General features: G+C 62.5%; 20 protein-coding genes and 1 pseudogene. 10 read left to right on the forward strand and 11 right to left on the reverse strand.

The features are described from left to right. Positions 1-25: 25 nt before the first annotated feature. From ARTH_RS09205 to pntB, 3 genes are all read left to right on the forward strand, one after another. Positions 26-820 carry an SDR family NAD(P)-dependent oxidoreductase gene (locus ARTH_RS09205; protein ID WP_011691669.1) on the forward strand — a complete coding sequence of 265 codons (795 nt, stop codon included), beginning with the start codon at positions 26-28 and terminating at the stop codon, positions 818-820. 535 nt (positions 821-1355) lie between these two features. After that, a complete protein-coding gene (locus tag ARTH_RS09215; RefSeq protein WP_011691670.1) occupies positions 1356-2912 on the forward strand; it encodes a Re/Si-specific NAD(P)(+) transhydrogenase subunit alpha in 1557 nt (518 codons plus the stop codon). After that, the gene (pntB, locus tag ARTH_RS09220) at positions 2909-4387 is read left to right on the forward strand and encodes a Re/Si-specific NAD(P)(+) transhydrogenase subunit beta (protein ID WP_011691671.1); all 1479 of its coding nucleotides are present in this window, start codon (positions 2909-2911) and stop codon (positions 4385-4387) included. The genes ARTH_RS09215 and pntB overlap by 4 nt, the downstream gene beginning before the upstream one ends. Positions 4388-4690: 303 nt before the next feature. On the opposite strand, the gene ARTH_RS09225 is transcribed toward pntB, so the two are convergent. Further along, positions 4691-5632, reverse strand: a complete 942-nt coding sequence (locus ARTH_RS09225; protein WP_011691672.1) for an LLM class oxidoreductase — start codon at positions 5630-5632, stop codon at positions 4691-4693. Between the two features lie 131 nt (positions 5633-5763). Continuing rightward, positions 5764-6984 carry an MFS transporter gene (locus ARTH_RS09230; protein ID WP_011691673.1) on the reverse strand — a complete coding sequence of 407 codons (1221 nt, stop codon included), beginning with the start codon at positions 6982-6984 and terminating at the stop codon, positions 5764-5766. A gap of 163 nt (positions 6985-7147) precedes the next feature. Between ARTH_RS09230 and ARTH_RS09235 the strand changes: the two genes are divergently transcribed. Continuing rightward, positions 7148-7597 (forward strand): MarR family winged helix-turn-helix transcriptional regulator, encoded by a 450-nt coding sequence (locus ARTH_RS09235; protein ID WP_011691674.1) that lies wholly within the window; start codon positions 7148-7150, stop codon positions 7595-7597. Between the two features lie 461 nt (positions 7598-8058). Here the strand turns inward: ARTH_RS09235 and ARTH_RS09240 are convergent, their stop codons facing one another. From ARTH_RS09240 to ARTH_RS09255, 4 genes are read right to left on the reverse strand one after another with little or no spacing between them, the layout of a single operon-like run. Then, positions 8059-8844 (reverse strand): SDR family NAD(P)-dependent oxidoreductase, encoded by a 786-nt coding sequence (locus ARTH_RS09240; protein ID WP_011691675.1) that lies wholly within the window; start codon positions 8842-8844, stop codon positions 8059-8061. Next, positions 8841-9854 (reverse strand): aldose epimerase family protein, encoded by a 1014-nt coding sequence (locus ARTH_RS23840; RefSeq protein ID WP_156810651.1) that lies wholly within the window; start codon positions 9852-9854, stop codon positions 8841-8843. The genes ARTH_RS09240 and ARTH_RS23840 overlap by 4 nt, the downstream gene beginning before the upstream one ends. Then, positions 9851-10885: a zinc-dependent alcohol dehydrogenase family protein gene (locus ARTH_RS09250; protein ID WP_011691677.1), complete on the reverse strand. Its 1035-nt coding sequence runs from the start codon at positions 10883-10885 to the stop codon at positions 9851-9853. Before ARTH_RS09250 ends, ARTH_RS23840 begins: the two co-directional genes overlap by 4 nt. A 14-nt stretch (positions 10886-10899) precedes the next feature. Next, positions 10900-11808, reverse strand: coding sequence for an SMP-30/gluconolactonase/LRE family protein (locus ARTH_RS09255; RefSeq protein ID WP_011691678.1), 909 nt, complete (start codon positions 11806-11808; stop codon positions 10900-10902). 249 nt (positions 11809-12057) lie between these two features. Between ARTH_RS09255 and ARTH_RS09260 the strand changes: the two genes are divergently transcribed. The 5 genes from ARTH_RS09260 (at position 12058) to ARTH_RS09280 (ending at position 17015) form a co-directional block, all read left to right on the forward strand. Further along, positions 12058-13110, forward strand: coding sequence for a zinc-dependent alcohol dehydrogenase family protein (locus tag ARTH_RS09260; RefSeq protein WP_011691679.1), 1053 nt, complete (start codon positions 12058-12060; stop codon positions 13108-13110). A 53-nt stretch (positions 13111-13163) separates the two neighbouring features. Next, positions 13164-14120: a substrate-binding domain-containing protein gene (locus tag ARTH_RS09265; RefSeq protein ID WP_011691680.1), complete on the forward strand. Its 957-nt coding sequence runs from the start codon at positions 13164-13166 to the stop codon at positions 14118-14120. A gap of 51 nt (positions 14121-14171) precedes the next feature. Beyond that, positions 14172-15644 carry a sugar ABC transporter ATP-binding protein gene (locus tag ARTH_RS09270; protein WP_198011548.1) on the forward strand — a complete coding sequence of 491 codons (1473 nt, stop codon included), beginning with the start codon at positions 14172-14174 and terminating at the stop codon, positions 15642-15644. Between the two features lie 120 nt (positions 15645-15764). Next, positions 15765-16676: an ABC transporter permease gene (locus ARTH_RS09275; protein ID WP_198011549.1), complete on the forward strand. Its 912-nt coding sequence runs from the start codon at positions 15765-15767 to the stop codon at positions 16674-16676. Between the two features lie 27 nt (positions 16677-16703). Then, the gene (locus ARTH_RS09280; protein WP_011691683.1) at positions 16704-17015 is read left to right on the forward strand and encodes a putative quinol monooxygenase; all 312 of its coding nucleotides are present in this window, start codon (positions 16704-16706) and stop codon (positions 17013-17015) included. A gap of 463 nt (positions 17016-17478) precedes the next feature. Here ARTH_RS09280 and ARTH_RS09285 read toward each other — a convergent pair whose 3' ends face one another. From ARTH_RS09285 to ARTH_RS09300, 5 genes and pseudogenes are all read right to left on the reverse strand, one after another. After that, positions 17479-19296 carry a glycoside hydrolase family 15 protein gene (locus tag ARTH_RS09285; protein ID WP_011691684.1) on the reverse strand — a complete coding sequence of 606 codons (1818 nt, stop codon included), beginning with the start codon at positions 19294-19296 and terminating at the stop codon, positions 17479-17481. A gap of 220 nt (positions 19297-19516) precedes the next feature. Then, positions 19517-19663 (reverse strand): hypothetical protein, encoded by a 147-nt coding sequence (locus ARTH_RS23845; RefSeq protein WP_156810652.1) that lies wholly within the window; start codon positions 19661-19663, stop codon positions 19517-19519. 503 nt (positions 19664-20166) lie between these two features. Continuing rightward, positions 20167-20565, reverse strand: coding sequence for a hypothetical protein (locus tag ARTH_RS23105; protein ID WP_198011550.1), 399 nt, complete (start codon positions 20563-20565; stop codon positions 20167-20169). Between the two features lie 66 nt (positions 20566-20631). Next, positions 20632-21230, reverse strand: a pseudogene (locus ARTH_RS23485) (succinate dehydrogenase); the annotation flags it as partial. Between the two features lie 295 nt (positions 21231-21525). Then, a complete protein-coding gene (locus ARTH_RS09300; protein WP_011691687.1) occupies positions 21526-22227 on the reverse strand; it encodes a type 1 glutamine amidotransferase domain-containing protein in 702 nt (233 codons plus the stop codon). A 129-nt stretch (positions 22228-22356) separates the two neighbouring features. On the opposite strand from ARTH_RS09300, the gene ARTH_RS09305 reads away from it, so the two are divergent. Further along, positions 22357-23253 (forward strand): LysR family transcriptional regulator, encoded by an 897-nt coding sequence (locus tag ARTH_RS09305; RefSeq protein WP_011691688.1) that lies wholly within the window; start codon positions 22357-22359, stop codon positions 23251-23253. Positions 23254-23378: the final 125 nt, after the last annotated feature.

Consider the following 23378-nt stretch of genomic DNA (forward strand, 5'->3'; position numbering starts at 1 on the left):
CCACAACAACAAGAAGGCGAAACACGTGAACATCAATCTTGAAGGAAAAAAAGCGCTGGTTACAGGGTCCAGTCAGGGAATCGGGCTCGCGATTGCCAAGGGCCTCGCGGCGGCGGGTGCCACCGTGACCATCACAGGACGCAATCCGGAACGGGTGGAGAAAGCCGCCCAGACGGTTAACAATCTCAACCTTCCAGGAACCCTGATACCACTGGCTGTTGACCTCTGCTCGGACGAGGGAACCGCCCAACTCTTCGAGGCTCTTCCCGCCGTGGACATCCTGATCAATAACCTGGGCATTTTTGAGCCCAAGTCGTTCTTCGACATCGACGACGACGAATGGATCCGATATTTCGAAGTCAACGTCCTCACGGGAATCAAGACTGCCCGCCAGTACCTTCCGGGGATGATGAAGGGCGGCTGGGGTCGAGTCGTATTCATCTCGAGCGAATCTGCACTGCAGATTCCGCCAGAAATGATGCACTACGGAGCAACAAAGACTATGCAGCTTGGAATCTCACGGGGGCTGGCGGAACTGACCGCCGGGACTGGAGTTACCGTCAACTCAGTGCTTCCAGGACCGACCTTCTCCGAGGGCGTATCCGACTTCGTTGTGAAGATGGGCGGTGACTCCCAGCTCTCCGCCCAGGAACAGACCGACGACTTCGTCAGGGAGCACCGACCGACCTCGCTGCTCCAGCGCGCAGCGACAACAGACGAGGTCGCCAACCTGGTCGTCTATCTCAGTTCCCCGCAAGCGTCGGCGACCGTGGGCGCCGCCGTTTCCGTGGATGGCGGCACCCGCCGAGCAATCTTCTAAGAAGCACCCCAGGAGTTCACGGCTCAAGCGGAGGAGGGGCGCGGGAGGGGCGGGCACGGGAGGGGCGGGCACGGGCGTGCCCACCCCTCTTTTGCACATACGCCGCAATTGAGCGCTGGTTAAGCCGCCCCCGTGGGATCAGCATCTTGCTTGGGCAGAACCGCCGCTCCAAGCGCGGAATTGTCGCCGCCTCTTCTGGCGGAACCCGCACCGGGCTGGCCACTCACCGCGGTGCCGAACGGGCGCTCCTCAAGTCGACGCTGTAATTCTGCTTCGTCGCGCACCGGAGTTTCGGTGACAGCCCGGGAGCCCAGCCGACGTGTTCAACCGGCAGCACGTCATGGAGCTCGTGCACGCATCCGAAGTGGCCACTGCCGACCACGAGGACGAGAAATGTCAGCATGTCCAAATTCATGCCCGCGCGGCTAATTCCCATTGGAGAACACGTCTATGGGGAGCAGGAGATCGAGCGTCCACACAGTGGCTTCGCCGAATATTTCGCTATGTCGGATTGATTGGAAGAGGGAGAGTGAACGTGACACGTATTGGCATTGTGGCCGAGTTGGGTCGCGAGACGAGGGTGGCGGCAACGCCTGCCACCGTCGGGCAGTTGTTGGGGTTGGGCTACGAGGTTGTGGTCGAGAAGGGTGCGGGGGAGTCCGCGTCATTCCGTGACGAGGCCTACGAGGCGGCGGGTGCGCTGATTGTGGGCGCCGATGACGCGTGGGGCAGTGAGGTGGTGTTGCGGATCAATCCGCCCACCGAGGAGGAGATCGGCCGGCTGGCTGACGGCGCCACGCTGATCGGTACGCTGAGCCCGGGCCTGCGTCCGGAACTGGTGGAGGCACTGGCGGCGCGGCCGATCACGGCGCTGGCGCTGGATGCCGTGCCGCGCATCTCGCGGGCGCAGTCGATGGACGTGCTGAGTTCGATGGCGAACATTGCCGGCTACCGCGCCGTGATTGAGGCAGCCCACGAATTCGGCCGGTTCTTCACCGGCCAGGTGACTGCGGCCGGCAAGGTTCCGCCGGCCAAGGTCCTGGTGGCCGGTGCCGGGGTCGCAGGCCTGGCCGCGATCGGTGCGGCGTCCAGCCTGGGTGCGATCGTCCGCGCAACCGACCCGCGGCCCGAGGTGGCCGACCAGGTGAAGTCCATCGGCGGAACCTACCTCAAGGTCGAGGTGGAAGAAGAGATGAAGTCCGCCGACGGCTATGCCAAGGCCACGTCCGAGGCGTACAACGCCCGCGCGGCGGAGATCTATTCCGAGCAGGCCCGGGACGTGGACATCATCATCACCACGGCCCTGATCCCGGGGCGTCCGGCGCCGAAGCTGCTCACGGCCGAGGACGTGGCCGGCATGAAGTCCGGCAGCGTGATCGTTGACATGGCTGCCGGGCAGGGCGGGAACGTGGAAGGCTCGGTGGCCGGGGAACGGGTGGTCACGGAGAACGGTGTGGTGATCCTTGGTTACACCGACCTCCCGGCCCGGTTGCCGGCGCAGGCGTCCCAGCTGTACGGGACGAACATGCTGAACCTGCTCAAGCTCCTGACGAAGGAGAAGGACGGGGTGCTGCGGATCGATTTCGACGACGTCGTGCAGCGTTCAGTGACCGTGGTGCGCGACGGGGAGAAGACCTGGCCGCCGCCGCCGGTCCAGGTCTCCGCCGCACCGACGGCGCAGACGCAGAGCCCAGCCGCGGAGAGCACTGCGCCGAAGAAGAAGGAAGGCCTCAGCGCCGCCGGCAAGGCCGGTCTTTTTGCCGCGGGCATTGCCGCGTTGTTTGTGGTCAACACGGTGGCGCCGGCTCCGCTGCCGCAGCATTTCACGGTGCTGATGCTTTCGGTGGTGGTGGGCTTCTACGTCATCGGGAAGGTGCACCATGCCCTTCACACCCCGCTGATGTCGGTCACCAACGCCATCTCCGGGATCATCGTGGTCGGTGCCCTGTTGCAGGTCACCTCGGAGAACCCCGTCATGCAGGTTCTCGCCGCCGTCGCGGTCCTGCTGGCCAGTATCAACATTTTCGGCGGGTTCGCTGTCACCCGGCGGATGCTCGCGATGTTCTCCCGTGGTGAGAAGGCACGTTCATGAGCGCCGTACCCGAAGCAGCAGCAGGAATCCTAACGAGGAGTTTTACCGTGTCCGACGCCGTCTCCGGTCCGTTGACCGCCGACTCCATCGCGGGGGCGGCCTACATTGTCGCGGCCCTGCTGTTCATCCTCAGCCTTGCCGGGCTGAGCAAACATGAAAAGGCCCGGGCAGGGGTCATCTACGGCATTGCCGGGATGGTTATCGCCTTGGCGGCCACCGTCTGGCTGACCGTGCAGGGCGCCTGGGGCACGGGCCACGGCCTGACCGGGCTCATCCTGCTCTTGGCCGCGGTGCTGGTCGGCGGCGCCATCGGGCTCTGGCGCGCCCGTGTGGTGGAGATGACGGGCATGCCCGAACTCATCGCCCTGCTGCACAGCTTCGTTGGCCTCGCCGCGGTACTCGTCGGCTGGAACGGGCACCTCGAAGCCCCCGCGCTGTCCCCGGACCTGATGGCCGTCCACCATGCCGAGGTCTTCATCGGTGTCTTCATCGGCGCGGTGACCTTCACCGGCTCGATCGTGGCGTTCCTGAAACTCTCGGCCCGGATGAAGTCCTCACCGCTGATGCTGCCGGGGAAGAACGCCATCAACCTCGGCGCCCTCGTCGCGTTCGTCGCCCTCACCGTCTGGTACGTCAACGACTCCCAGCTGTGGCTCCTGATCGTTGTCACCATCCTCGCCCTGGGGCTGGGCTGGCACCTGGTCGCCTCCATCGGCGGCGGGGACATGCCTGTGGTTGTCTCCATGCTCAACAGCTACTCCGGCTGGGCCGCGGCAGCCGCGGGCTTCCTGCTCAACAACGACCTGCTCATCATCACCGGCGCCCTGGTGGGCTCCTCCGGTGCCTACCTGTCCTACATCATGTGCAAGGCCATGAACCGGTCCTTCATCTCCGTGATCGCCGGCGGCTTCGGCATCGCCGCCCCCGCCAGCAAGGGGGACGTTGACCACGGCGAGCACCGCGAAATCACGGCCCAGGCCACCGCGGAAATGCTGGCCAACGCCTCGTCCGTCGTCATCACCCCCGGCTACGGCATGGCCGTCGCCCAGGCCCAGTACCCCGTCGCCGAACTCGCCCACCAGCTCCGCGAACGCGGCGTGAACGTCAGGTTCGGCATCCACCCGGTCGCCGGACGCCTGCCCGGACACATGAACGTGCTCCTCGCCGAGGCAAAGGTCCCGTACGACATCGTCCTTGAAATGGACGAGATCAACGAGGACCTAGACGGGACCTCGGTGGTCCTGGTGATCGGGGCAAACGACACCGTCAACCCCGCCGCGGCCGAGGACCCGTCCAGCCCCATCGCGGGCATGCCCGTCCTGCGCGTCTGGGAAGCAGACAACGTCGTGGTGTTCAAGAGATCCATGGCCGCAGGCTACGCCGGCGTCCAGAACCCGCTGTTCTTCCGCGACAACTCCCAAATGCTCTTCGGCGACGCCAAAGCCCGCGTCGAAGACATCCTCAAAGCGTTCTAAGCGAACGGAGGACGGAGGCGACGGGACGTCGTGTCAGATGACGGGTTTTCGCCTCCCCGCAATACCACAGCACGAATACGATGGCCGTCGCGACGATCCGGGAGAGGTACCAGCTCCCGGATCACTCGCGCCGGACAATGATTTGGGAACTCGGCACGAACCCGCCGCGTGAGCATCGTGGCCCGAGACTGGACCGCAGGCCCCGGCCACACCCTTTACCTGCAAACCCCAACCGACTGAACAAGCTGCTGCCCGCGGTGGCCATGCCAGCGAAAATTTCGCAGCAAAGGCGTCGTGAACTCGTCAACTGCGAGCAACGCCGTGGGGAGGTTCCGGCGCCTCACCGCTGAAGGCGGGCAGCACATGCTCGGCTATCTCTTCGAGAGCCTCTTCGACTGGCCGGGAACTGGGACGGAAGTTAAGTGCAACGTGCGCAATACCCGCGCCCTCGAGCTCGCAGAGATAGCTTTGCAGCTGGCGGCGCCCCAAACGCGCCCCGAACCTGATGGGCTCTGCCGGGGCGTCGGGGTCGTCGAGCAGATCCACCAGCATCGTGGTAATCGCCGGTTTGTACTCGCCCCCCGGGACTGAGTGTTTCCATTTGTCCGTTACGGGCTTCATGAAATGGGCCGGACGGTGATAGGTCATGTAGCCGTCCATGTTTTCGGCCACCCACTCCGTGCTCTGCTGGGCACGCCCCACCGCGATCAGCGGAATTGACCCCTCATGTGGTGCCGGAAGGACCTTCATGCTGGCACTCGGGAGTTCAGCGCTGTCGCGCCAGAGACGCCTGAGCGTACTCACGGCTGTTCGGTACTGTTCGCCGCGCGACTCAAAGTCCACGCCGAAATTCGGATACTCAGCGGGACGGTCCCCGGAGGCGACACCGAGGATCAGCCGTCCCCCGGACAGCTGATCGACGGTGGCCGCCATTTTCGCAACATGCAGCGGGTGCCGCAGAGGCAGCACGACGGCGGCTGTTCCCAACAGAATGTTGTCGGTGACACCAGTGAGGAACCCGAGATAGGCAAACGGGTCAAAAACCTGTCCGGCGTCACCGAACTCCGGAATCCACAACGGCACGTCACGCAGCCACAACGCCTTGAAACCCAGCTTGTCCGCGAGCACTGCCCGCTCGCGATGTTGCCGCAGGTCCGGTATTCCGAAGGGTGAGGTCAGTTCCTTCCCGGCCGGGCCGCGAGCAGCGAAGTCGTTGTCGAGGGGGAGCTCGACCCCCAGGGTCATTCCCCGGCCCTGCCTGCTCAGAGCATCTAGTGCGCGAAACCGCGGCTGACCTGATTTCCGGGCTTGAGTGGATGAGAAGGCGGCCGTACGATCCGAAGTCATGATTGCTTCCTTGAGGTGGTGAGGTTCCGCTAGATTGATGCTTCTACGACGGCGTCAGTCACGGTTTGAGAGGTGTTGTCGCCAATAATGGCCGCCGTTTTAGAGCGTTTGGCGCCGGCTGCGGCGATGGCCATCACGCCGAGGCCCAGGAGGGTGATGCCGGCTCCGGCCCAGATGGGTGAGGTGTAGCCGAGGCCGGCGGTAATGGTCACGCCGCCGAGCCAGGCGCCGAGGGCGTTGCCGACGTTGAACGCGCCGATGTTGGCGCCGGAGGCCAAAGTGGGGGCGCTGTGGGCGTATTTCATGACCCGCATCTGCAGTCCGGGGACCGTCGCGAAGCCGAAGCCGCCGAGCAGGACTATGGAGGCGATGGTGAGGGGCTGGTTGCCGGCGGTCAGCGCGAACCCCACGAGGACCGCCACGAGCACAGCCAGGACCACCAGAAGGGTGCGGTCCACGTTCCGGTCCGCCGCCTTGCCGCCCACGGTGTTGCCGATGAACAGTCCGATGCCGAAGAGGATCAGGAGCCAGGGCACGGTGGAGGCGGCGAAGCCGGTGACCTCGGTGAGGGTGTAGGCGATGTAGGTGAAGGCGCCGAACATGCCGCCGTAGCCGAGGATGGTGACGAGGATGGACAGCCAGACCTGGCCGGAGCGGAAGGCCCGCAGTTCGCTGCGGAGGCTCCCGGGGGCGGTGTCGCCGCGGCCGGTCTTAGGGACCAGGGTCAGGATGCCGACGAGGGCCAGGACGCCGATGCCCGTGATGGCCCAGAAGGTGGAGCGCCAGCCGGCGGCCTGGCCGAGCATGGTGCCGAACGGCACGCCCAGGACGTTGGCGGCGGTGAGTCCGGTGAACATGATGGCGATGGCGCCGGCTTTCTTAGTGGGGGCCACCATGTCCGCGGCCACGACTGCCCCAATGCCGAAGAACGCGCCGTGGGCCAGGGCGGCCACAATCCGGCCGATCATCATCATGGAGTAGTCGGGGGCGATGGCGGAGACCAGGTTGCCGGCAATGAACAGCACCAGCAGGACGGCCAGGACCGGCTTGCGTTCGAAGCGTGTCACGGCCGCCGTGAGCAGCAGGGCGCCGACGACGACGGCGAGCGCATAGCCGGAGATCAGCCAGCCGGCCGTGGCCTCGCTGACGCTGAAGTCTGCGGCGACCTCGGGCAGCAGGCCCATGATCACGAACTCGGTGAGTCCGATACCGAACCCGCCGAGGGCTAGGGCTAACAGGCCAATAGGCATAGTGAAGCTCCTTCAAAACTGTACGGAATGGGGTAGGGCGCGTAAGCTTATAGTTGCAGACGCGTTATTTATTGTTGCACAAGCAGATACCACGCGCAAGCAACTATTATTTGTTGTGCCCCGTTTCATATCCGTGGGGTACGCGATTCGAAGGGAAGTACACATGGGCATCAAGGACGACGCCGTTGAAGTCCGCGCGCAGGGCTGGCGGACCCTCGCGGCCCTGCACGGCCTGATCGAGTCGGAACTGGAACGCTCGCTGCAGGCCGAAGCCCAGCTCTCCGTCGTCGAATACACCGTGCTCGATGCCTTGAGCCGGCAGGACGGCTGGCACATGCGCATGCAGCAGCTGGCCCGCGCCACCGCGCTCAGCGCCAGCGCCACCACGCGGCTGGTAAACAGGCTCGAGGACCGCGGCCTGCTGACCCGCATCCTCTGCGCCGATGACCGGCGCGGCATCTACACCGAACTCACCGACAACGGAATCAGGCTGCTTGAAGAGGCACGCCCCACCCACGACGCCACGCTGGAACGCGCCCTCGCCGAAGCCCAGACAGTACCCGAACTGGCCCCGCTGGTCGACGCGCTACCCAAACTGCACGCATCCGTTTGAAATGCGCAAGCTGGGCGAGTTCAATGTGGCTCGAACGGAATTCCGTTAGCACATGAGTAGATTTGAAAGACGGGGTTGACTCGAGGTTTGCGATGATAGCTCCGCGGATCGCCGAATCACCCGCAGCGTTGGAGTGCTGGCCGCATAGTAGTTTGCCAAGCGCAGCATGTGTTCTGGCATTCGGCGATGTCACGGGTATGGACTGTCGGTGCACGGCTTACCGGAAGATAACGGTCCAAGCGTCATCGCCACCGGGGCATACCAACTCGCCCGAATGTACGATAGCCGCCCCGCTCGTAAGTGCGGGGCGGCTATCGCGAATCGCCTTCTGGCGTAGGCAACGTTCTCAGCTCGTTGCAGTCAACCGCCACCCGCAGAAGTTCCCGGCAGTTGCCCGGCGAGCCGGGCAACTGCCGCTGTCCGCTACTGACTCCTGGGGCGTGGTGCAGTTTCGTAGTTGATCACATCGAGGAGTACTCATTGCCTGGCAGGTCGCCGTTGACCGTGTACCCACCATCTACGGCGAGAACTGCGCCGGTCGAGTACGACGCCTCCTCCGACGCTAGGTAGGCGATCGCCGACGCGACCTGTTCGGCCTGTGCGACGGAACCGAGAGGGATGCGGCTCTCCAATGCAGAGAGAACCTCGGGCGTGTACATGGGTGTGGTCAGAGCCGACCACGTGGCGCCCGGCCGTACCGCGTTGACGGTGATGCCGTACTCGGCCCAGTCGGCTGCGAGCGTGAAAGTCAGGGCCTCGATCCCGCCCTTGGAGGCGGCATAGCCTGCCGAGTCGCGAAGAGAAATCGCGGCGTGGATTGACGATACGTTGACGATCCGACCAGGCTGGCTGGCCGCCACCAGATGGCGGGCGACGGCGGTAGACATGAGGAATGCCCCGCGGAGGTTGACGCCGATTACGGCATCGAAGTCCTCTACGCTCATCTCAAGCGCAGGCGTGATCTTAAGAATGCCGGCGCAGTTGACCAGACAGTAGGGTACGCCCAGCCGGTCGACAACCGCCCGCACCGACCCCTCCACGGAGCGTTTTTCGGAGACGTCAGCGGCGAAAGGAGCGGCGCGGCCGCCAATCTGATCGATGAGCCTAACCGTCTCATCCGCACCCTCTTGCGAGATATCAAAAACTGCTACCAGCGCACCCTCCGAGGCGAGCCGCAGGGCTGTAGCACGACCGATCCCTGCGCCTGCTCCGGTAACGATGGCGACTTTTCCCTCGAATCGGTTCATGTCTTCACTCCCAGTTGCGCCACACCCGTTGCGTCCATCCCGATGGGGATCTCCTTCTGGGAGATCGGCTGCACGCCCAGGGTAAGTTCGATCTGCAGCGTGTCACCGCCGGAGATCTTGATCGCGCCATGTTCGCTCTCAAGGGGGCCGAACGGCGAAGTGGTGTGCGGCTCCACTGCGACGATGTGCGCTGTGCCCCACCACGGGTAGCCGCCAGGCGCGTGGGCTTCTTCCCAGATCCAGAGTTCGGGGAGGATTTCTGCGGGCCACGACATCGTTACCAAGAGATCCGATCCCGGGGATTTAAGCCCGAACCAGCCTTCGGAGACCGTAGCGTACAGTAGGTCGGCACTGCGTGATCCTGCTGGTGCCAGATTAAAGACCCCGACGCCGTCAACAAGGGAAGCGTCGATCCGAGCGCCGGGGGCATGCAGTTGCGAGGAGGAAAACTTTTCCGGATGACTCGTCAAGGCGGCGAAGGCGCCGTACACCTGGCCTGACCCCGCAATGGTCTGGGTATTGAATGCGGGGTGGAAGCCCCAGTGGACCGGCAGTTCGGTGTCGGAAATGTTCTCGACGCGAGCGGAGACATGAAGTACTCCGCCATCAAGTCGGAACGTCTTCGTCAAAGCGAACGGGTACCGCGTGAGCACGGTAGTACACGTCAGCGTCGACTCCGTTTGCTCTACGGTCCAGGGTCGTCGCAGCGCCTCCCCGTGGAAAGGCAGAGTTGCCCCTTCTACTTCTGTCGCAGGTCCGGCGTTCGGAAAAAGTTCCTGCATGCCGCCTGGGTAGTTGTCGAAGTACGAACGAGGATCAGTATCGTAGTCGCCCCGCACAGGCGGCAATCCGCGCGACCTCGGGTTCTGCCAGAGAACTTCGGTCTCCGTCGGGCGCCAGATCACTGAAAGGACATCCGCACCGCGCTCAGGGTTGACGGTGACAGCAAGCAGGTCGCTCTCAAGCCGGTAGGTTTGACAGTCGGCATTCCGTGAGATTGTCACCATCATGCCCAACCGATTACGGTTTTGCCCACGCTGCCGTTCGCGAAATCGGCGAAAGCTGCCGGACCGTCTTCGATGTTCGAGATGCGGGTAATGATCGGGTCGAGGTCGACGCTGTGCTTCTCAACTTCTCTGACAGCTTCCATCATGAGTGGGACGCTGAACACGAACATGCCTCGTAGTGTCACTTGACGCATGATGAGATCGGGAACGGGATCGATATCGAATCCGGGCCCGAGACCGACGAACACGACGGTTCCCCATGTGCGTACCCCTTCGAGCGCCGCGCGCCGGCCATGGATATTGCCTGAGGTCTCGATAACGACATCCGCCCTTTCTGCACGGAGCGTGGAGATGTCGAAATTGTTGGAGTCGTAGACGTCCGTGAACCCGATCTTTGAGGCGAATTTGCGACGTTGCGGACTCGGGTCGGTCGCGATGGCGTGGAGGCCCAAAGCTCTTGCCCAGGTGAGCACAGCAAGGCCGACAGGTCCGGCGCCGATCACAAGCACCGTTCCTCCCGGGCGCACCTCGGAACGTTGGATCGCCTGATATGCGGTGGTAGCCCCGCAGGCCAGGAACGCACCGGTGGCGAAGCTCACCGAGTCCGGCAGCACCACGGCGTCCTTCGCCGTCACGATGACTTGGTCCTGGCAACCACCTGGCCGGTTGAGGGAGTACACACGTGCGTTTTCGCAGTGCACGTCCCAACCCTTGCGGCAGGTTTCGCAGGTTCCACACCCGGAGTAGTGCTGAATTGCGACGCGGTCGCCGACGCTTGGGTGGGTGACACCCGGGCCGATCGATGCGACAACACCGGCTATCTCGTGACCTGGGGTCATTTCGGGGGAGCGCGGCTGGGTGGCGTTCTGCATCTGGTTGTGGGTCATATGGAAGTAGTGCAAATCGCTGCCGCAAAGGCCGGCGGCCTTCACGTCCAGCACGATCTCACCGGGACCCGCTTCCGGGAGCGCGGCATCGACAACGGAGACGCGGTCCTTCTCGGCGAAGCGCAGGGCGCGAACGGTTGTGGTCATGATGATCCTTTCAGTCAGGCGGCCGGCGCGTCGACGCGGGCGGCCATGAGGACAGATTCGTTCGTGGTTGTTGGATCGCTAGTGCCCAAGGTCGGGCTACAGCACAGAAAGAGCGTCCGGCCATCTTCCCCGCCGAGGGCAAGTGAATAGACGCTTAGCTCGCCGACGTCGATCGACTCAACGATTTCGCCTTCCGGTGAGACCCGGAGGGCAGCATGGGAGTTTGATGATGCCACCCAGATTGCGCCGTCAGAATCGGTTGCGAGGCCATCGGGGAGAACTTCGAGTTCCCGGGTGGCCCTGGCGATGTCGAGGTAGTCGGGAGCTTCGCCGAACTGCTTCCAGGTGCGGCTGGTGCCCAGCTCCGGGCGGCCGTCGGCGCCGACGGAGCAGTAGAACGCAGATAGGCGGGCCGCAAATGTCTCCGCCACGATGATCTCAGTGCGGTTGGGCGTGAAGACGATGCCGTTAGGGAACACCAGTCCGGGCGCAATGAGGTCGGCTGTTCCGTCGGGCGACACCCGCACAAGTCCCGTCCGTTGCAGCGAATCGGGATGGGCGTCAGAATTGCCGAAGCTGCCGACCAGCGCCCAGCCTTCCGGGGTCACCAGCATGTCATTCGCATAGCCGGTGATGAGGTTCCCGAAGCGTGCGTGAGCTGACAGTTTGCGGCCGTCCCAGCGCATGACTGCACGGTTTAACATCGATGTGACCAGGAGCGAGCCGTCTGGGGAAAACCCCAGTCCGGATGGGCGGCCGGGAACCGAGCACACGGTTTCGTGGGTGCCCGACGGGTCGAACCGCAGCACCCTCTCCGAGTAGAAGTCGGAGGCGAATAGCGCCCCTTCGTGCCAGCGCGGGCTCTCTAGGAAGCTAAATCCGGATGCGATTGTTGTCGCTTCCTCACAGGGGGAACGGGACACCGCTTACACCTTCTTCATCGAAGTGGAATATTTTCATTGGGCGGACAGCATGTCCGTAATACAGTACACCTGGAGCGTTTGGCGCGCTGCGCCCGAGTGCGGCGGAGATGTGACCGCCGATTGATCATGGGAATTTAATTTCCACAAAGTCTACGCCAATGGTAGTAATTTCTAAAAAGCATGCATAAGATGGACGCTAAGTCCGACAAGAGATAAGTCGATCTGAAATCATTCGCGAAGGAGCGAGCAATGCTGAGCGGTTCCCTTACAGCCACGATGAAGGCCGTCGTATTCGACGAAGGGTCATCCTGGAGCCTGGAGCAGATCTCCATTCCCGTGCCCGGACGGGGCGAAGTGCTGCTGCGTCCGATACGCGTGGGTGTGTGTGGGACGGACGAACACCTCCTTCATGGAGGCTTCATCGCGAAGTTCCCACTGATACCGGGCCACGAGATCGTCGCAGAGGTCGCGGCCTATGGCGACGGCACGACAGGCCCGGCCGTTGGCAGCGAAGTGGTCGTAGACCCGACTGTATTCTGCGGCGACTGTCCATCGTGTAAGAGAGGACAGCCAGGTTACTGCGCCAGTTTCGGATCGCTCGGCTGCGACCGCTCGGGCGGCTTTGCAGACTATATGATCGCCAGCGCATCAAAGATCTTTCCCACGGGCGGTCTCCACCCCGACATAGCAGTGCTGACCGAGCCAACTGCCTGCGCCCTGCACGGAGTCGACGTGCTGGCCCTCAAGCCGGCTTCCGACGTGCTGATCTTTGGCGCAGGTCCGACCGGCCTCATCCTCGCCCAACTGCTGCGAATGGCCGGCGCAGCGCGAGTCACCGTCGCCGCCCCCACTGCCTCCAAGCTCGCCGTCGCACTTAAGCAAGGAGCGAACCACGCCGTTCAGATCGACCGCGCGAATCCGGACGCCGCCGCCGAGGAGTTGCGGCGAATCGCGCCTGAGGGCTTCGATGCGGTTATCGAGGCAACCGGATCTACATCGGTACTTGAGCTCGGCCTCAGCCTCACCCGCAACGGCGGCACAGTTCTCGTCTATGGACTCGCCGGAGAAAACGCCCTCGCAGTTGTGAAACCCTACGAAGTTTTCAGCCGGGAACTCACCATCAAAGGTTCATTTGCCCAGGCCAACTGCATCGGGCGTGCCCTATTCGCGCTTCAGTCCGGCCAGATCTCGACTGCCGGGATTGTCACAAGTGTCGTCAATCTCGACCAGTTTCAGACCGCCCTCGATAACCTGCACGATTCCGAGCAGATCAAGTCGGTCGTAATTCCCACTCGTCCCTGACAACCCACACGAAGCCGTGAGGCAGTTCCAGGACAAAACTTAGGAGCAAGTCTGTGAAAACAACCCGCAAAAACATGATTGCCAACGTCAGTGTTATCGCGGCCGTATGCGTGTTCGGATCGATCGGACTCACAGGATGCGCAACGGCATCCGGCGCCGCCGGCGACCGCCCGATGAAGATCGGAGTGACGGTCGCCAACAGCACCAATCCCTTCTTCCAACAGGAATCCAAGACCGCCGAAAGCTACGGCAAGTCGGTCGGCGCCGAGGTCCTCTCTCAGGTGGCCAATGAAGACGTGCAGACCCAGTCGAACCAGATCGACCAGTTCATCACTGCCGGGGTCAAATTCATCGTGATCGACGCCGCCGACACCGACGGCGTCGGGCCGGCCGTCAAACGCGCCGTCAGTGCGGGCATCCCCGTCATCGGCGTTGACAACCAATCCAAGAATGCCACCGTCAACATCACCACCGACAACAAACAGGCAGGCGAGATCTCGTGCCGTTCCCTGGCCGACAAGCTGGGCGGCAAAGGCAAAATAGCCATCCTGAACGGTACGCCGGTGTCCGCCGTTGACGATCGCGTCACCGGCTGCAAAGGCATTCTCGGTCAGTACCCCGACATCAAGATCGTGGCGGACCAGCGGGGTGAAAACAGCCGTGACTCGGCATTGCCCATCGCCACAGATATCCTGACCGCAAACCCCGATCTTGACGGCTTCTTCGCTATCAACGACCCGAGCGCCGTTGGTGTGCAGCTAGCGGCCGAACAGAAGGGCGCATCGGTCGTCATCACGTCGGTCGACGGTGCCAGCTCGGCCACAGACGCGATCGCTGCCGGGGGTCTGATCACCGCAACTGCTGCGCAGGACCCTGCAGCGCTCATGCGCCAGGCCATTGATCTTGGGATCTCGATCGTGAACGGCAAGGAGCCTGATCAGAAAGTGATCCTCGTTCCGACGGAACTCGTCGACGCCTCGAATGTCGCCAAGTACAAGCCGTGGGGCTGAGAGACCTTGACTGACATGCTGGCCCCGCGAGTGGTTGCTCGCCTCCGGGGAGTGACAAAGTCGTTCGACGGAACGACTGTAGTAAGAAATGTCGACCTTGACTTCCGCTCGGGTGAGGTCCACGTGCTCGCGGGCGAGAACGGCGCAGGCAAGTCGACGCTGACGAAGCTGCTGGCAGGTATCCATCAGCCCGATCACGGCACGGTAGAGATCAACGGCCAGATGGGACCGTTTGATGTCAAGTCTTCCCGTACGGCCGGAGTTACGCTCGTCCACCAAGAACTCCTCATTGCGCCCAATCTGACCGTCGCCGACAACCTCGCAATGGGGCAGGAGAACCGCAATCGGTTCCGCGGCCTCGATCGAACTGCGACTTTGGAGAACGCCCGTGCGCAGCTCGCCCACATCGGCGCGACCTTCCCGGTCACGATGCGAGCGGAGGAACTTACCGTCGCTGATCATCAGCAGATCGAGATCGCCCGTGCCCTCGCGCAGAAACCGAAAATCCTGATTCTCGACGAGCCGACGTCCGCGCTGTCCTCCGCTGAGACTGAGCGGCTGCTGCGCATCGTGGACGAGCTTCGCCGAAACGGCACATCCGTTATCTACATCACGCATCGAATGGAGGAGATCGAAGCCCTGGCCGATATCGTCAGCATCATGCGCGACGGATCGCTCGTCGAGACGATGCCGAAAGCCGAGGCAACCCCGGATGCGATCGTGCTCAGGATGGTGGGCCGAAAGATCGACTCGCTGTTCACCGCGGAGCGACCGGAGCCTGGGAGAGTCGTTCTTCGGGTTGAACAACTCACCAACGGAAAAGACATCGGCCCGATTGATCTTGATGTGCGGGCCGGTGAGGTTGTGGGAATCGGAGGCTTGATCGGATCCGGTCGGAGCGAGTTCGTGCGCCTCATCTTCGGAGCCGACAGAGCAAGTTCCGGCACCGTCTCGGTCGACGGGTCCCCGGTCAACGTGACCGGGCCGGGCTCGGCGGTACGCGCCGGGATCGCGCTGCTCCCTGAGAGCAGGAAGACGCAGGGGCTTGTGCTTGACCAATCGATCGCCGCCAATATCGTGCTCGCGAGCCTCGGTCACATCTCCTCTGCTGGAGTCGTAACGCCCGCAGCAGTAAAGCGGGTTGCCAGCAAAGCGCAGAAACGGTTGGGGATCAAGTCGGCCTCACTCGGCCAAGAGGTGACCACACTCTCCGGCGGCAACCAGCAGAAAGTGCTGTTCGCGAAGTGGCTGGAGACCAAACCCAAGGTCCTGATTCTCGACGAGCCCACCCGTGGGGTCGATGTCGGAGCCAAAGCGGAGATCTACCAGATCATCAATGAGTGCGCTCATGCGGGCGTGGCGGTCCTTGTCATCTCGTCCGAACTGCCGGAGCTGATCGGACTCAGCAGCCGCGTACACGTCATGCGCGAGGGCCGGTTAGTTGCAGAAATCGACGCCCAGAGCCTTACCGAAGAGGCCGTCATGAACCATGCTTTCGGGATCGCCCAAGCGACCCAGGCTTAGACCATTAGGAGACCAGTTACCGTGACCATGTCCCAGCTTCAATCGCCGCCCTCCCCAGTGCTCGACAGAGTCCGTCCGGGGCGAGGCAGCGTCCTCGCAGCCCTCTCCCGAAGCGGACTCGTGGGGATCAGCGCCGCGCTCGTTTTGCTCGTGATAGTCATGGCATTGATCGCCCCGTATTTCTGGAGCGTCAACAACCTGATCGAAGTCGTCCGTCAGGTCGCGGCGATCGCTATCCTCGCCGCGGGAGGCACATTCGTCATCCTCACGAGCGGGATCGATCTCTCTGTCGGTTCCGCACTGGGTGTGACGGCCATGGTCTCCATCGTCATGGCCAACTCGGATGCGCCGTGGTTCATCGCGGTCGGCCTCGCCCTTATCGCCGGCGCGGTCATCGGCGCCATCAACGGCCTTTTCACTGCCCGATTTGCGTTGCCAGCGTTCATCGTAACGCTTGCCGCACTCACCTACTTGCGTGGATTTGTCTACGTTGGCACCGGCGGCACCACCCTCGTTCCGGAAAACGTGACCTTCTCCTGGATCGGTCAGGGACAAGTCCTAGGCATCCCGATTGCAGCCCTCGTCCTGATCGCGGTGTACGTCCTGGGCTGGTTCCTACTTGAGCGAACTGTCTTCGGCCGCCAGGTCTACGCGATCGGCGGCAATTCCGAGGCGGCCCGACTGAGCGGCATCCCAGTACGACGGATTATATTCAGTGTTTACGTCATTTCCGGTCTCTGCGCCGGAATTGCGGGAGTCATCGTGTCGGCACGGCTTGAAAGCGCCGTTCCTGATCTCGGAAGCGGCTACGAACTCAACGCGATCGCAGCAATCGTGCTCGGGGGTACCTCCCTGATGGGTGGCAGGGGGTCATTGATCGGTACTCTCGTCGGTGCGCTGTTCATCGCTGTGCTCTCAAACGGAATGACCTTGCTGAACGTGCAGTCGTTCTATCAGCAGATCATCATGGGTGCGGTCATCCTCCTAGCGGTCTTTGTCGACCGCCTACGTCGCGGAACATCCGTCGCCTAACCGGTTCTTACACCAGCAAAGGACATCATGAATGGACTAGTAGTCGTCGTCAGCCTCAGCCCTGCAAACGGACATCGCGAAAAACTCCTCGCCGTTTGCCGCAAATACTGGCCCGGTGTCCAGGAAGAACCCGGATGCGAGCTATTCGCCCTCCACGAGGGCCCAGAGTCCTTCATGGTTATCGAGCGCTGGTCGAGTCGCTTGCTCTGGGAGCAGCACCTTGCCACGGCTGATAACGCCGCCCTCAACGCCGAGCTGGCACCGCTTCTAGCAGAGCCCGCGAATGTGTGGCCGCTAACTGCCGTGCCGATCGGTGACAAGTCGAAGGCAATCCTGTGATTCCTAGCGACACGTAAGGCTAGGGGTCAGACCGAGCTGTGGAGTGCGCCGGTACAAACACCTAGTGGGGAGCAGCCTCTGGCACAGCGCCGGCACTTTTCAATTCCGGTCCTGGCCTTACTCTCGGGCGGCATGATCCTTGTTCCGCGAAGTCCATTTCCGTCAGCTATTTACTGGAGAGGGCGGCAATGAAGCGGCGTTGATTTTGCCGGACGGGAAGAAATGGGATGCTCAAGATTTCGCCTCCAATCCCAAGGACTGGAGGACGCGTCATAGGCGCCATCTCACATGCCTTGGCTGCGGCTCCCGCGCCTTCTTTCAGCACAGTTCCAGGCGTGGGAGCCGAGCATCCTTTGATGCTCGGCCACGTCGGCGGACCTACCCCTCATTGCCTACAGCCGCGGCGTCTTCAAGTACCTGCAGTAACGGACCCGGCTTGCGTCGGCAGGCACAGGACCGAAGCTCAATGTTTGGGATGCAGGCTGAGCCGGTCCACGCCGTGCATGGCGTCTGCCGCCCGCACTAGGGTCAGATGGGAGAAAGCTTGTGGAAAGTTTCCCGCCATCCGCTTTTCCTTCATTGAATATTCTTCGCTGAGCAGGCCCAGCTCGTTGGCGAGCCCGGCCAGCACGTCCATCAGGTTCCTGGCGTCGGCCCAGCGGCCTGACCGCGCGTACTGTTCCACTAGCCAGAAGGAGCATGCGAGGAACGCATGTTCTCCCGGTTCTAATCCGTCAACTCCTGTTTCGGTTCGGTAGCGCATCAGCAGGCCCTCGGTAGTGAGCAGCTCCTTTTCCAGCTGGTCAACCGTACCGAGCATGCGCTCATCGTCGTAGGCAAGGAAGCCAACCTGCGGCAAGGCCAGCAGAGCAGCGTCCGTCTGCCGACCGCCATAGGTTTGGGTGAAGGAGTTGAGGTCCCGGTTGAATCCGAGATCCATGATTTCCGTGGCCAATCCCTCACGGAGTTGCTCCCAATGCTCTGCCGGTCCAGGTAGGCCGTGATCGCGAACAGCCCGCACTCCGCTGTCAAAAGCGGCCCACATCATCACCCGGGAGTGGGTGAAGTACTGGGCATCGCCGCGCATTTCCCACAGGCCGAAGTCTTTGTCCTCGAGGTGATTTTCCACGGATCCGAGCAGCGCACGCTGGAGTGCCCAGGAGAAGTGGTCTTCCTTGCCTCCGGCCAGCCGAAGCCTTTCAAGTGCCACCATCACTTCACCGACCACGTCAGCCTGGTACTGGGACACAGCAGCGTTACCGATTCGCACCGGTCTGGAATTCTGGTATCCGGGAAGGTGGGGGAGTTCCTTTTCCGTCAGGTCCCGCTCACCCCCCACGCCGTACATAATCTGCAGGTCCTCCGGATCGCCCGCGAGTGCACGTAAAAGCCAGTTGCGCCACTTCAGCGCCTCGGATTCATAGCCATGTGTCAACATGGCTTCCAACGTCAAAGAGGCATCGCGCAGCCAACAGTAGCGGTAGTCCCAATTGCGTGACCCACCGAAATCCTCCGGTAGGGATGTGGTGGGCGCAGCGACAATGCCGCCTGTCTCGTAGTGGGTGAGCGCACGAAGCACCAGCAGCGAACGCTTCACTGCACTGCCGTATTTGCCGTCATCGCGGCAATTTCCTGCCCAGGTGGTCCAATAGGCCACAGCCAGGTCAAGGGCGGCATCGACATTGACGGCCGATGGCACATCCTGGTGCGAGGGGAACCATGTCAGTTCGAAGTCCACGTTCTTCCCCTGTGCAACCAAAAATTCCCCGGCATGTCGGTGACCTTCCGCAATCGGAAGATCTTCTCCCCGGAGGGCCAGGGCGTCCGGACCCGACATGGCCAGGAGAATCTCCGCAGCCTGACCCGGCGCGCTATCACGGACCCGACTCACCCAAGGCAGCACAGTGGCGTATTGGGGTCGTATTCTAATCTCGTGGCGCATGAGGACCGTCCCGCTGAGTCCTGTCATGCGACGGACAAGACGCGAACGGCTGTCACCCACCGGCATGAAGTCCGTCACTAAGACCTCGCCGGCATCGGTCTGCCATGTTGTTTGGAGTACAAACGTCGAGTCGACATAGTGGCGGTCAATGACCACGGCCTCCGGCGCGCTCGGCGCCAACAGCCATCGGCCATGTTCCTCACCCCCGAGTAGGGCAGCAAAGACCGAGGGCGAGTCGAACCGCGGGAAACACAGCCAGTCAACGCTGCCCCGCCGCGAAACAAGGGGCCCGGTGTGAAGATCGGAGAGCAGCGCATAATCCTCTATTAATGCGGCCATGCTTCACTAAATCACGAGCGGACGGAATCCACATAGGCCTGTCTCCCTAGCGGCTTTGGTTTCCATACGCCGCCGTCTGGCTACCGTGCCGAGCATCTGGGCCCAGGAATAGAAGGCCAAGCATTGGTTTCCTACCGCCGACGAGCTGTTGGAGCCAGGTTTCGGGACGAAGTCCACTGACCTCGGTCGCTGCTGAGAGAATCTTCAGTAGTACGGCGTCTCAGGCATGGGTAAGTCGAAGTCCGGGAGTGCAGTCGAAGAATTCCGGCTGCACGACGCGTGCAAACGGAACAACGAGCCATTGGTTGCCGTAGTACTCAACGTAGGAGTCAGCGGGGCAACGTGCAAAGGCTTCTTCGCGAGTCATCGTGTGTTCCCTTCTACAGTGTTCGAACGGGTACGGTTTGACCCGAGCCGCGTCATCAAAGCACTCCAGCACTGCGACTTATGGATGCAAGCGGGATGTCGCTGAGCTGTTACCCTTAATGATAACCGAAAATTTCGGCCAGCATATACCTTTCGAAAGAAATTTCCCACCTTACCCCTGACCCCGAGGCAGGGTTTGATTCTCCGGGGCGACCACGGCTTCAGCCGGGAGAAAGCGGAGGCGGCCCGAACCATCCAGGTTCCCGCTGCGAGGTCATTCGATCGACCACCATCTCACTTCCGGCTGGCCGAAACTGCGCGATAACGTTCATTTGGGCCCGCCCTAGGTGTCGCGGCCGCCGTGAAGCCGAACATTCCGGATTGGTGGCCCGGATGGTTCCGGGCAGCCGATCCAATGCTTGCAGCGGGGGAGACGGCTGAGGGATCGCTGGCATGGCGAACCCGTCTCTTCGGTACCCGGCCAGCGCCCGCGGCGCAGTTCCTTTACGTCCGGCGCCGCGTCATCGTAAAGGCGAGACGGCGCTTCCTGCCCGGCGCTATGGCCGGTGCAATGACAAGAAGACCTAGCAGCGCCGTCACGACGTTGGCTGTCGTGAGCAGAACGGCGTCCAAGGCGGTGAGGTCGCGCAGGTGCGCGGGATGAAAAACAGTGTGGGGGATGGCGAAGACCGAAAACGCGGTCGCGGCTGGCAGCGGGAATCGTCCGTGAGGCCTGAGGAACGCGATTCCCAGTAGGACAGCGATGCCCAAAGTGGCACCGCCGAAGTCACGGGCAAAGTGCTCGCTGGAAGGTGGCGTTTGATTGACGGTGGGAAAGTTGTTGTAAAAGCTCTCCGGGAAAAATTGGTTCCAAAATCCGACGACGGCTGCCTCGAGGAACAATAGGAGTAGCGAGGTCCGGAGTATGAGGGTCTTGACGAGACGTTGTCTCCTTGAAACCATGTGCGCCTACTCAACGAGTTTTCCCAGGGTGTTGATGTCTTCGATGAGGGCAGAAATGTGCGCCGGGATGGCCGGAATCGACTCGGGGGCCACGGTTTCGTCTTTGGACCAGACAAGGTTCACCTGGAGGCTCGGGTCCAGCTCGGGGTAGTCGCGTCGGTTGTGGGCCTCTCGGCTTTCGCGGCGCTCGAGTGCGGACTGCAACGTGGCTTTGGCCGCCAGAAGGGCGGACTTCAGGTCGAAGGCGTGGGCAAGGTCCTGGAATCCGGCCACGTCCGGGTGAACGCCAATGTCTGCCATGCGGGATTCAATCGCTTCGATCTCGGCCAGGCCGGTCTTAAGCCCTATTTCGTCACGGACGACGCCCGCATGCTCGGTCATCGTGTTCCGGATGGCCCTTTGCAGGACACGGACGTTTTCCTCTCCGTCGGCGACCAGGAGGCTTTCAATTTCTTTGGGGGCCTCAGTGACGGTCTCGGGGAGCGTCGGTGCTGTTGCAGCACCGTGGAGTAGTTTCCTGCCGCTTGACCCACGATCCGCCCGAAAACGAGAAGTTCGATGAGGGAATTTCCGCCCAGGCGGTTGGCGCCGTGCAGGCCGGAGGACGGTCACTGAGCAGAAGTCGTACTGCATCAATTCGCAGGCAGTCTGGCTAACCATGTTCAGGGGGTCATGCTGGAAGATTCCTCGATTCACGGCTGAGCCAACACCGGCCAGTGCTTTCAACCAATCCCGCAGGCGTTCAGCCGCCCATCCGACCGCTCTTTCACACTCCTAGTATTCCCACTCGTAGTATTCCTAATCGAAACTTCTTGGTCATAGAGCAGAGAACGACGGCGACCCACCCCGCGCGGGGAGCGTCGCCGTCGTCGTACATTCGTTGAGCGGTAAGCCGGCCGGTTACTCGGCCAGGGCGGCAACCACTGCAGCGGCCACCGCTTCACTGGACTGCGGGTTCTGGCCGCTGATGAGGTTGCCATCACGGACAACGTAGCTACTCCAGGCGGGGCCGGCCTTGACGATGGCACCACGCTCGGCCAGCGTCGTGGCAACAAGCCATGGAGTGTTCTTTCCGGTTCCGCCGCTCAGCTCTTCCTCGTCCGTGAACACGGTGAGCTGGCGGTCCGCGAAAGCGAAGCTTCCATCTTTTGCCGTTGCGCTCAGGAGGCCTGCCGGTCCGTGGCAGAAGGGGGCGATGATCGCGCCGGCGTCGTTTGCCTCGACAAGCAGTGCGCCCAGATCAGAGTCGGTAGCGAGGTCGGTCATTGGGCCGTGGCCACCGGGCAGGACAACGGCGTCGAAGTCGGCAGCGTGGACTGCGGACAGGGCTGCCGGTGCCTCGAGCTCTGCGGCGATCCCGGTCAGGTACCGCTCAATTTCACCGACCTTTTCTTCTTCGCCCACGATCTCCGGATTCAGTGAGCCTGGGTCCACCGTGGGTTTCTTTCCGCCCGGGGTGGCAATGGTGATATCTGCGCCGGACGCCTTGAGGGCGCGGTGGGCGACCACGAGCTCTTCGGCCCAGAAGCCGGTGGGATGCTGGGTACCGTCTGCGAGTTCGAGGGAATCGGCTGCTGAAACGACCATGAGGATGTGGGACATCGGGTTCCTTTCGGGGGAGTGCTGCTGCGGTCTAGTTCGATAGTGCTCCTCTGACGGGACTGCATGGCATTGAAAAAGCTTTGGCCCGTATTCGATTTCCTTGGGCCAGCCCGTGCGAGGATTGCACCGATGGCCACTCACAACCTGGAACATTTGCGGACCTTTCTCGCCGTCTACCGTGCGGGGTCACTGACCGAGGCCGCAAGGCTGCTCGGCATCTCACAGCCCACTGCTTCCACCCATGTACATTCCCTGGAACAGAATCTCGGCCTGCGCCTCTTTGAACGTGCTGCGTCCGGAGTGAAGCCAACCCCCAAGGCCGATGGCTTGGCCAGGGACGTCGGACCGCACATCGACGCCCTGGACGATCTCGCCTACATCGCAACACTTCCGGGAGCCAACGAGGCCATCGATCTGGGCGGCCCCGCCGAGTTCCTGACCGCCAAGCTGCTGCCCCACACGCCGGAACTCACTACGGCAATCGGGGCCCGGTTGCGGATCCGTTTCGGCCTGGTTGATGGCTTGCTCGAAGACCTCCGGACCGGCGACTTGGACCTTGTCGTCAGCTCGGTCCGGCCACGCGTTCATGGCGTCACGGGAATGCCCCTTTACGACGAGGAATTTGTCCTGGTTGCGGCACCGTCTTGGCAATCGAGGTTGCCGGGAGATGCTCCCGACGGAGTCGAGTTGGCAGCCATCCCTGTGGTCGCCTATGCCGAAAACCTGCCTATCATCCGGCGCTACTGGCGCAGCGTGTTCGAACGACGCCCTGACGATCTGCGGACGATCTGCATCGTTCCTGATCTTCGCGGTGTGCGCTCCGCCGTCGTTGCGGGCGCTGGGATGTCGGTGTTGCCCCGCTACTTGGCGGACGATGATCTGGCTTCCGGAGCCCTCGTCGCGCTGCACACGCCGGAGGTTGCTCCCCTGAACACCGTGTACCTGGCCACGCGCACCGGGGACCTCGACCGCAACCACCGGCTGCGCGCCCTCGCCTCCGCCATCCAGCGGCTGGCCGGTTCCTGAAGGCCATCCCGCGGGTAAGCATGAACGACGGGAATGTTCACGAGACGGGAAACGTTCTGCGTCGCCCGGCAACCCGACATAGTCTCCGCTATCGGCCCGCAACCATGAGTCACCTCCTCCGAAGT

This window comes from Arthrobacter sp. FB24, assembly GCF_000196235.1.
GTDB lineage: Bacteria > Actinomycetota > Actinomycetes > Actinomycetales > Micrococcaceae > Arthrobacter.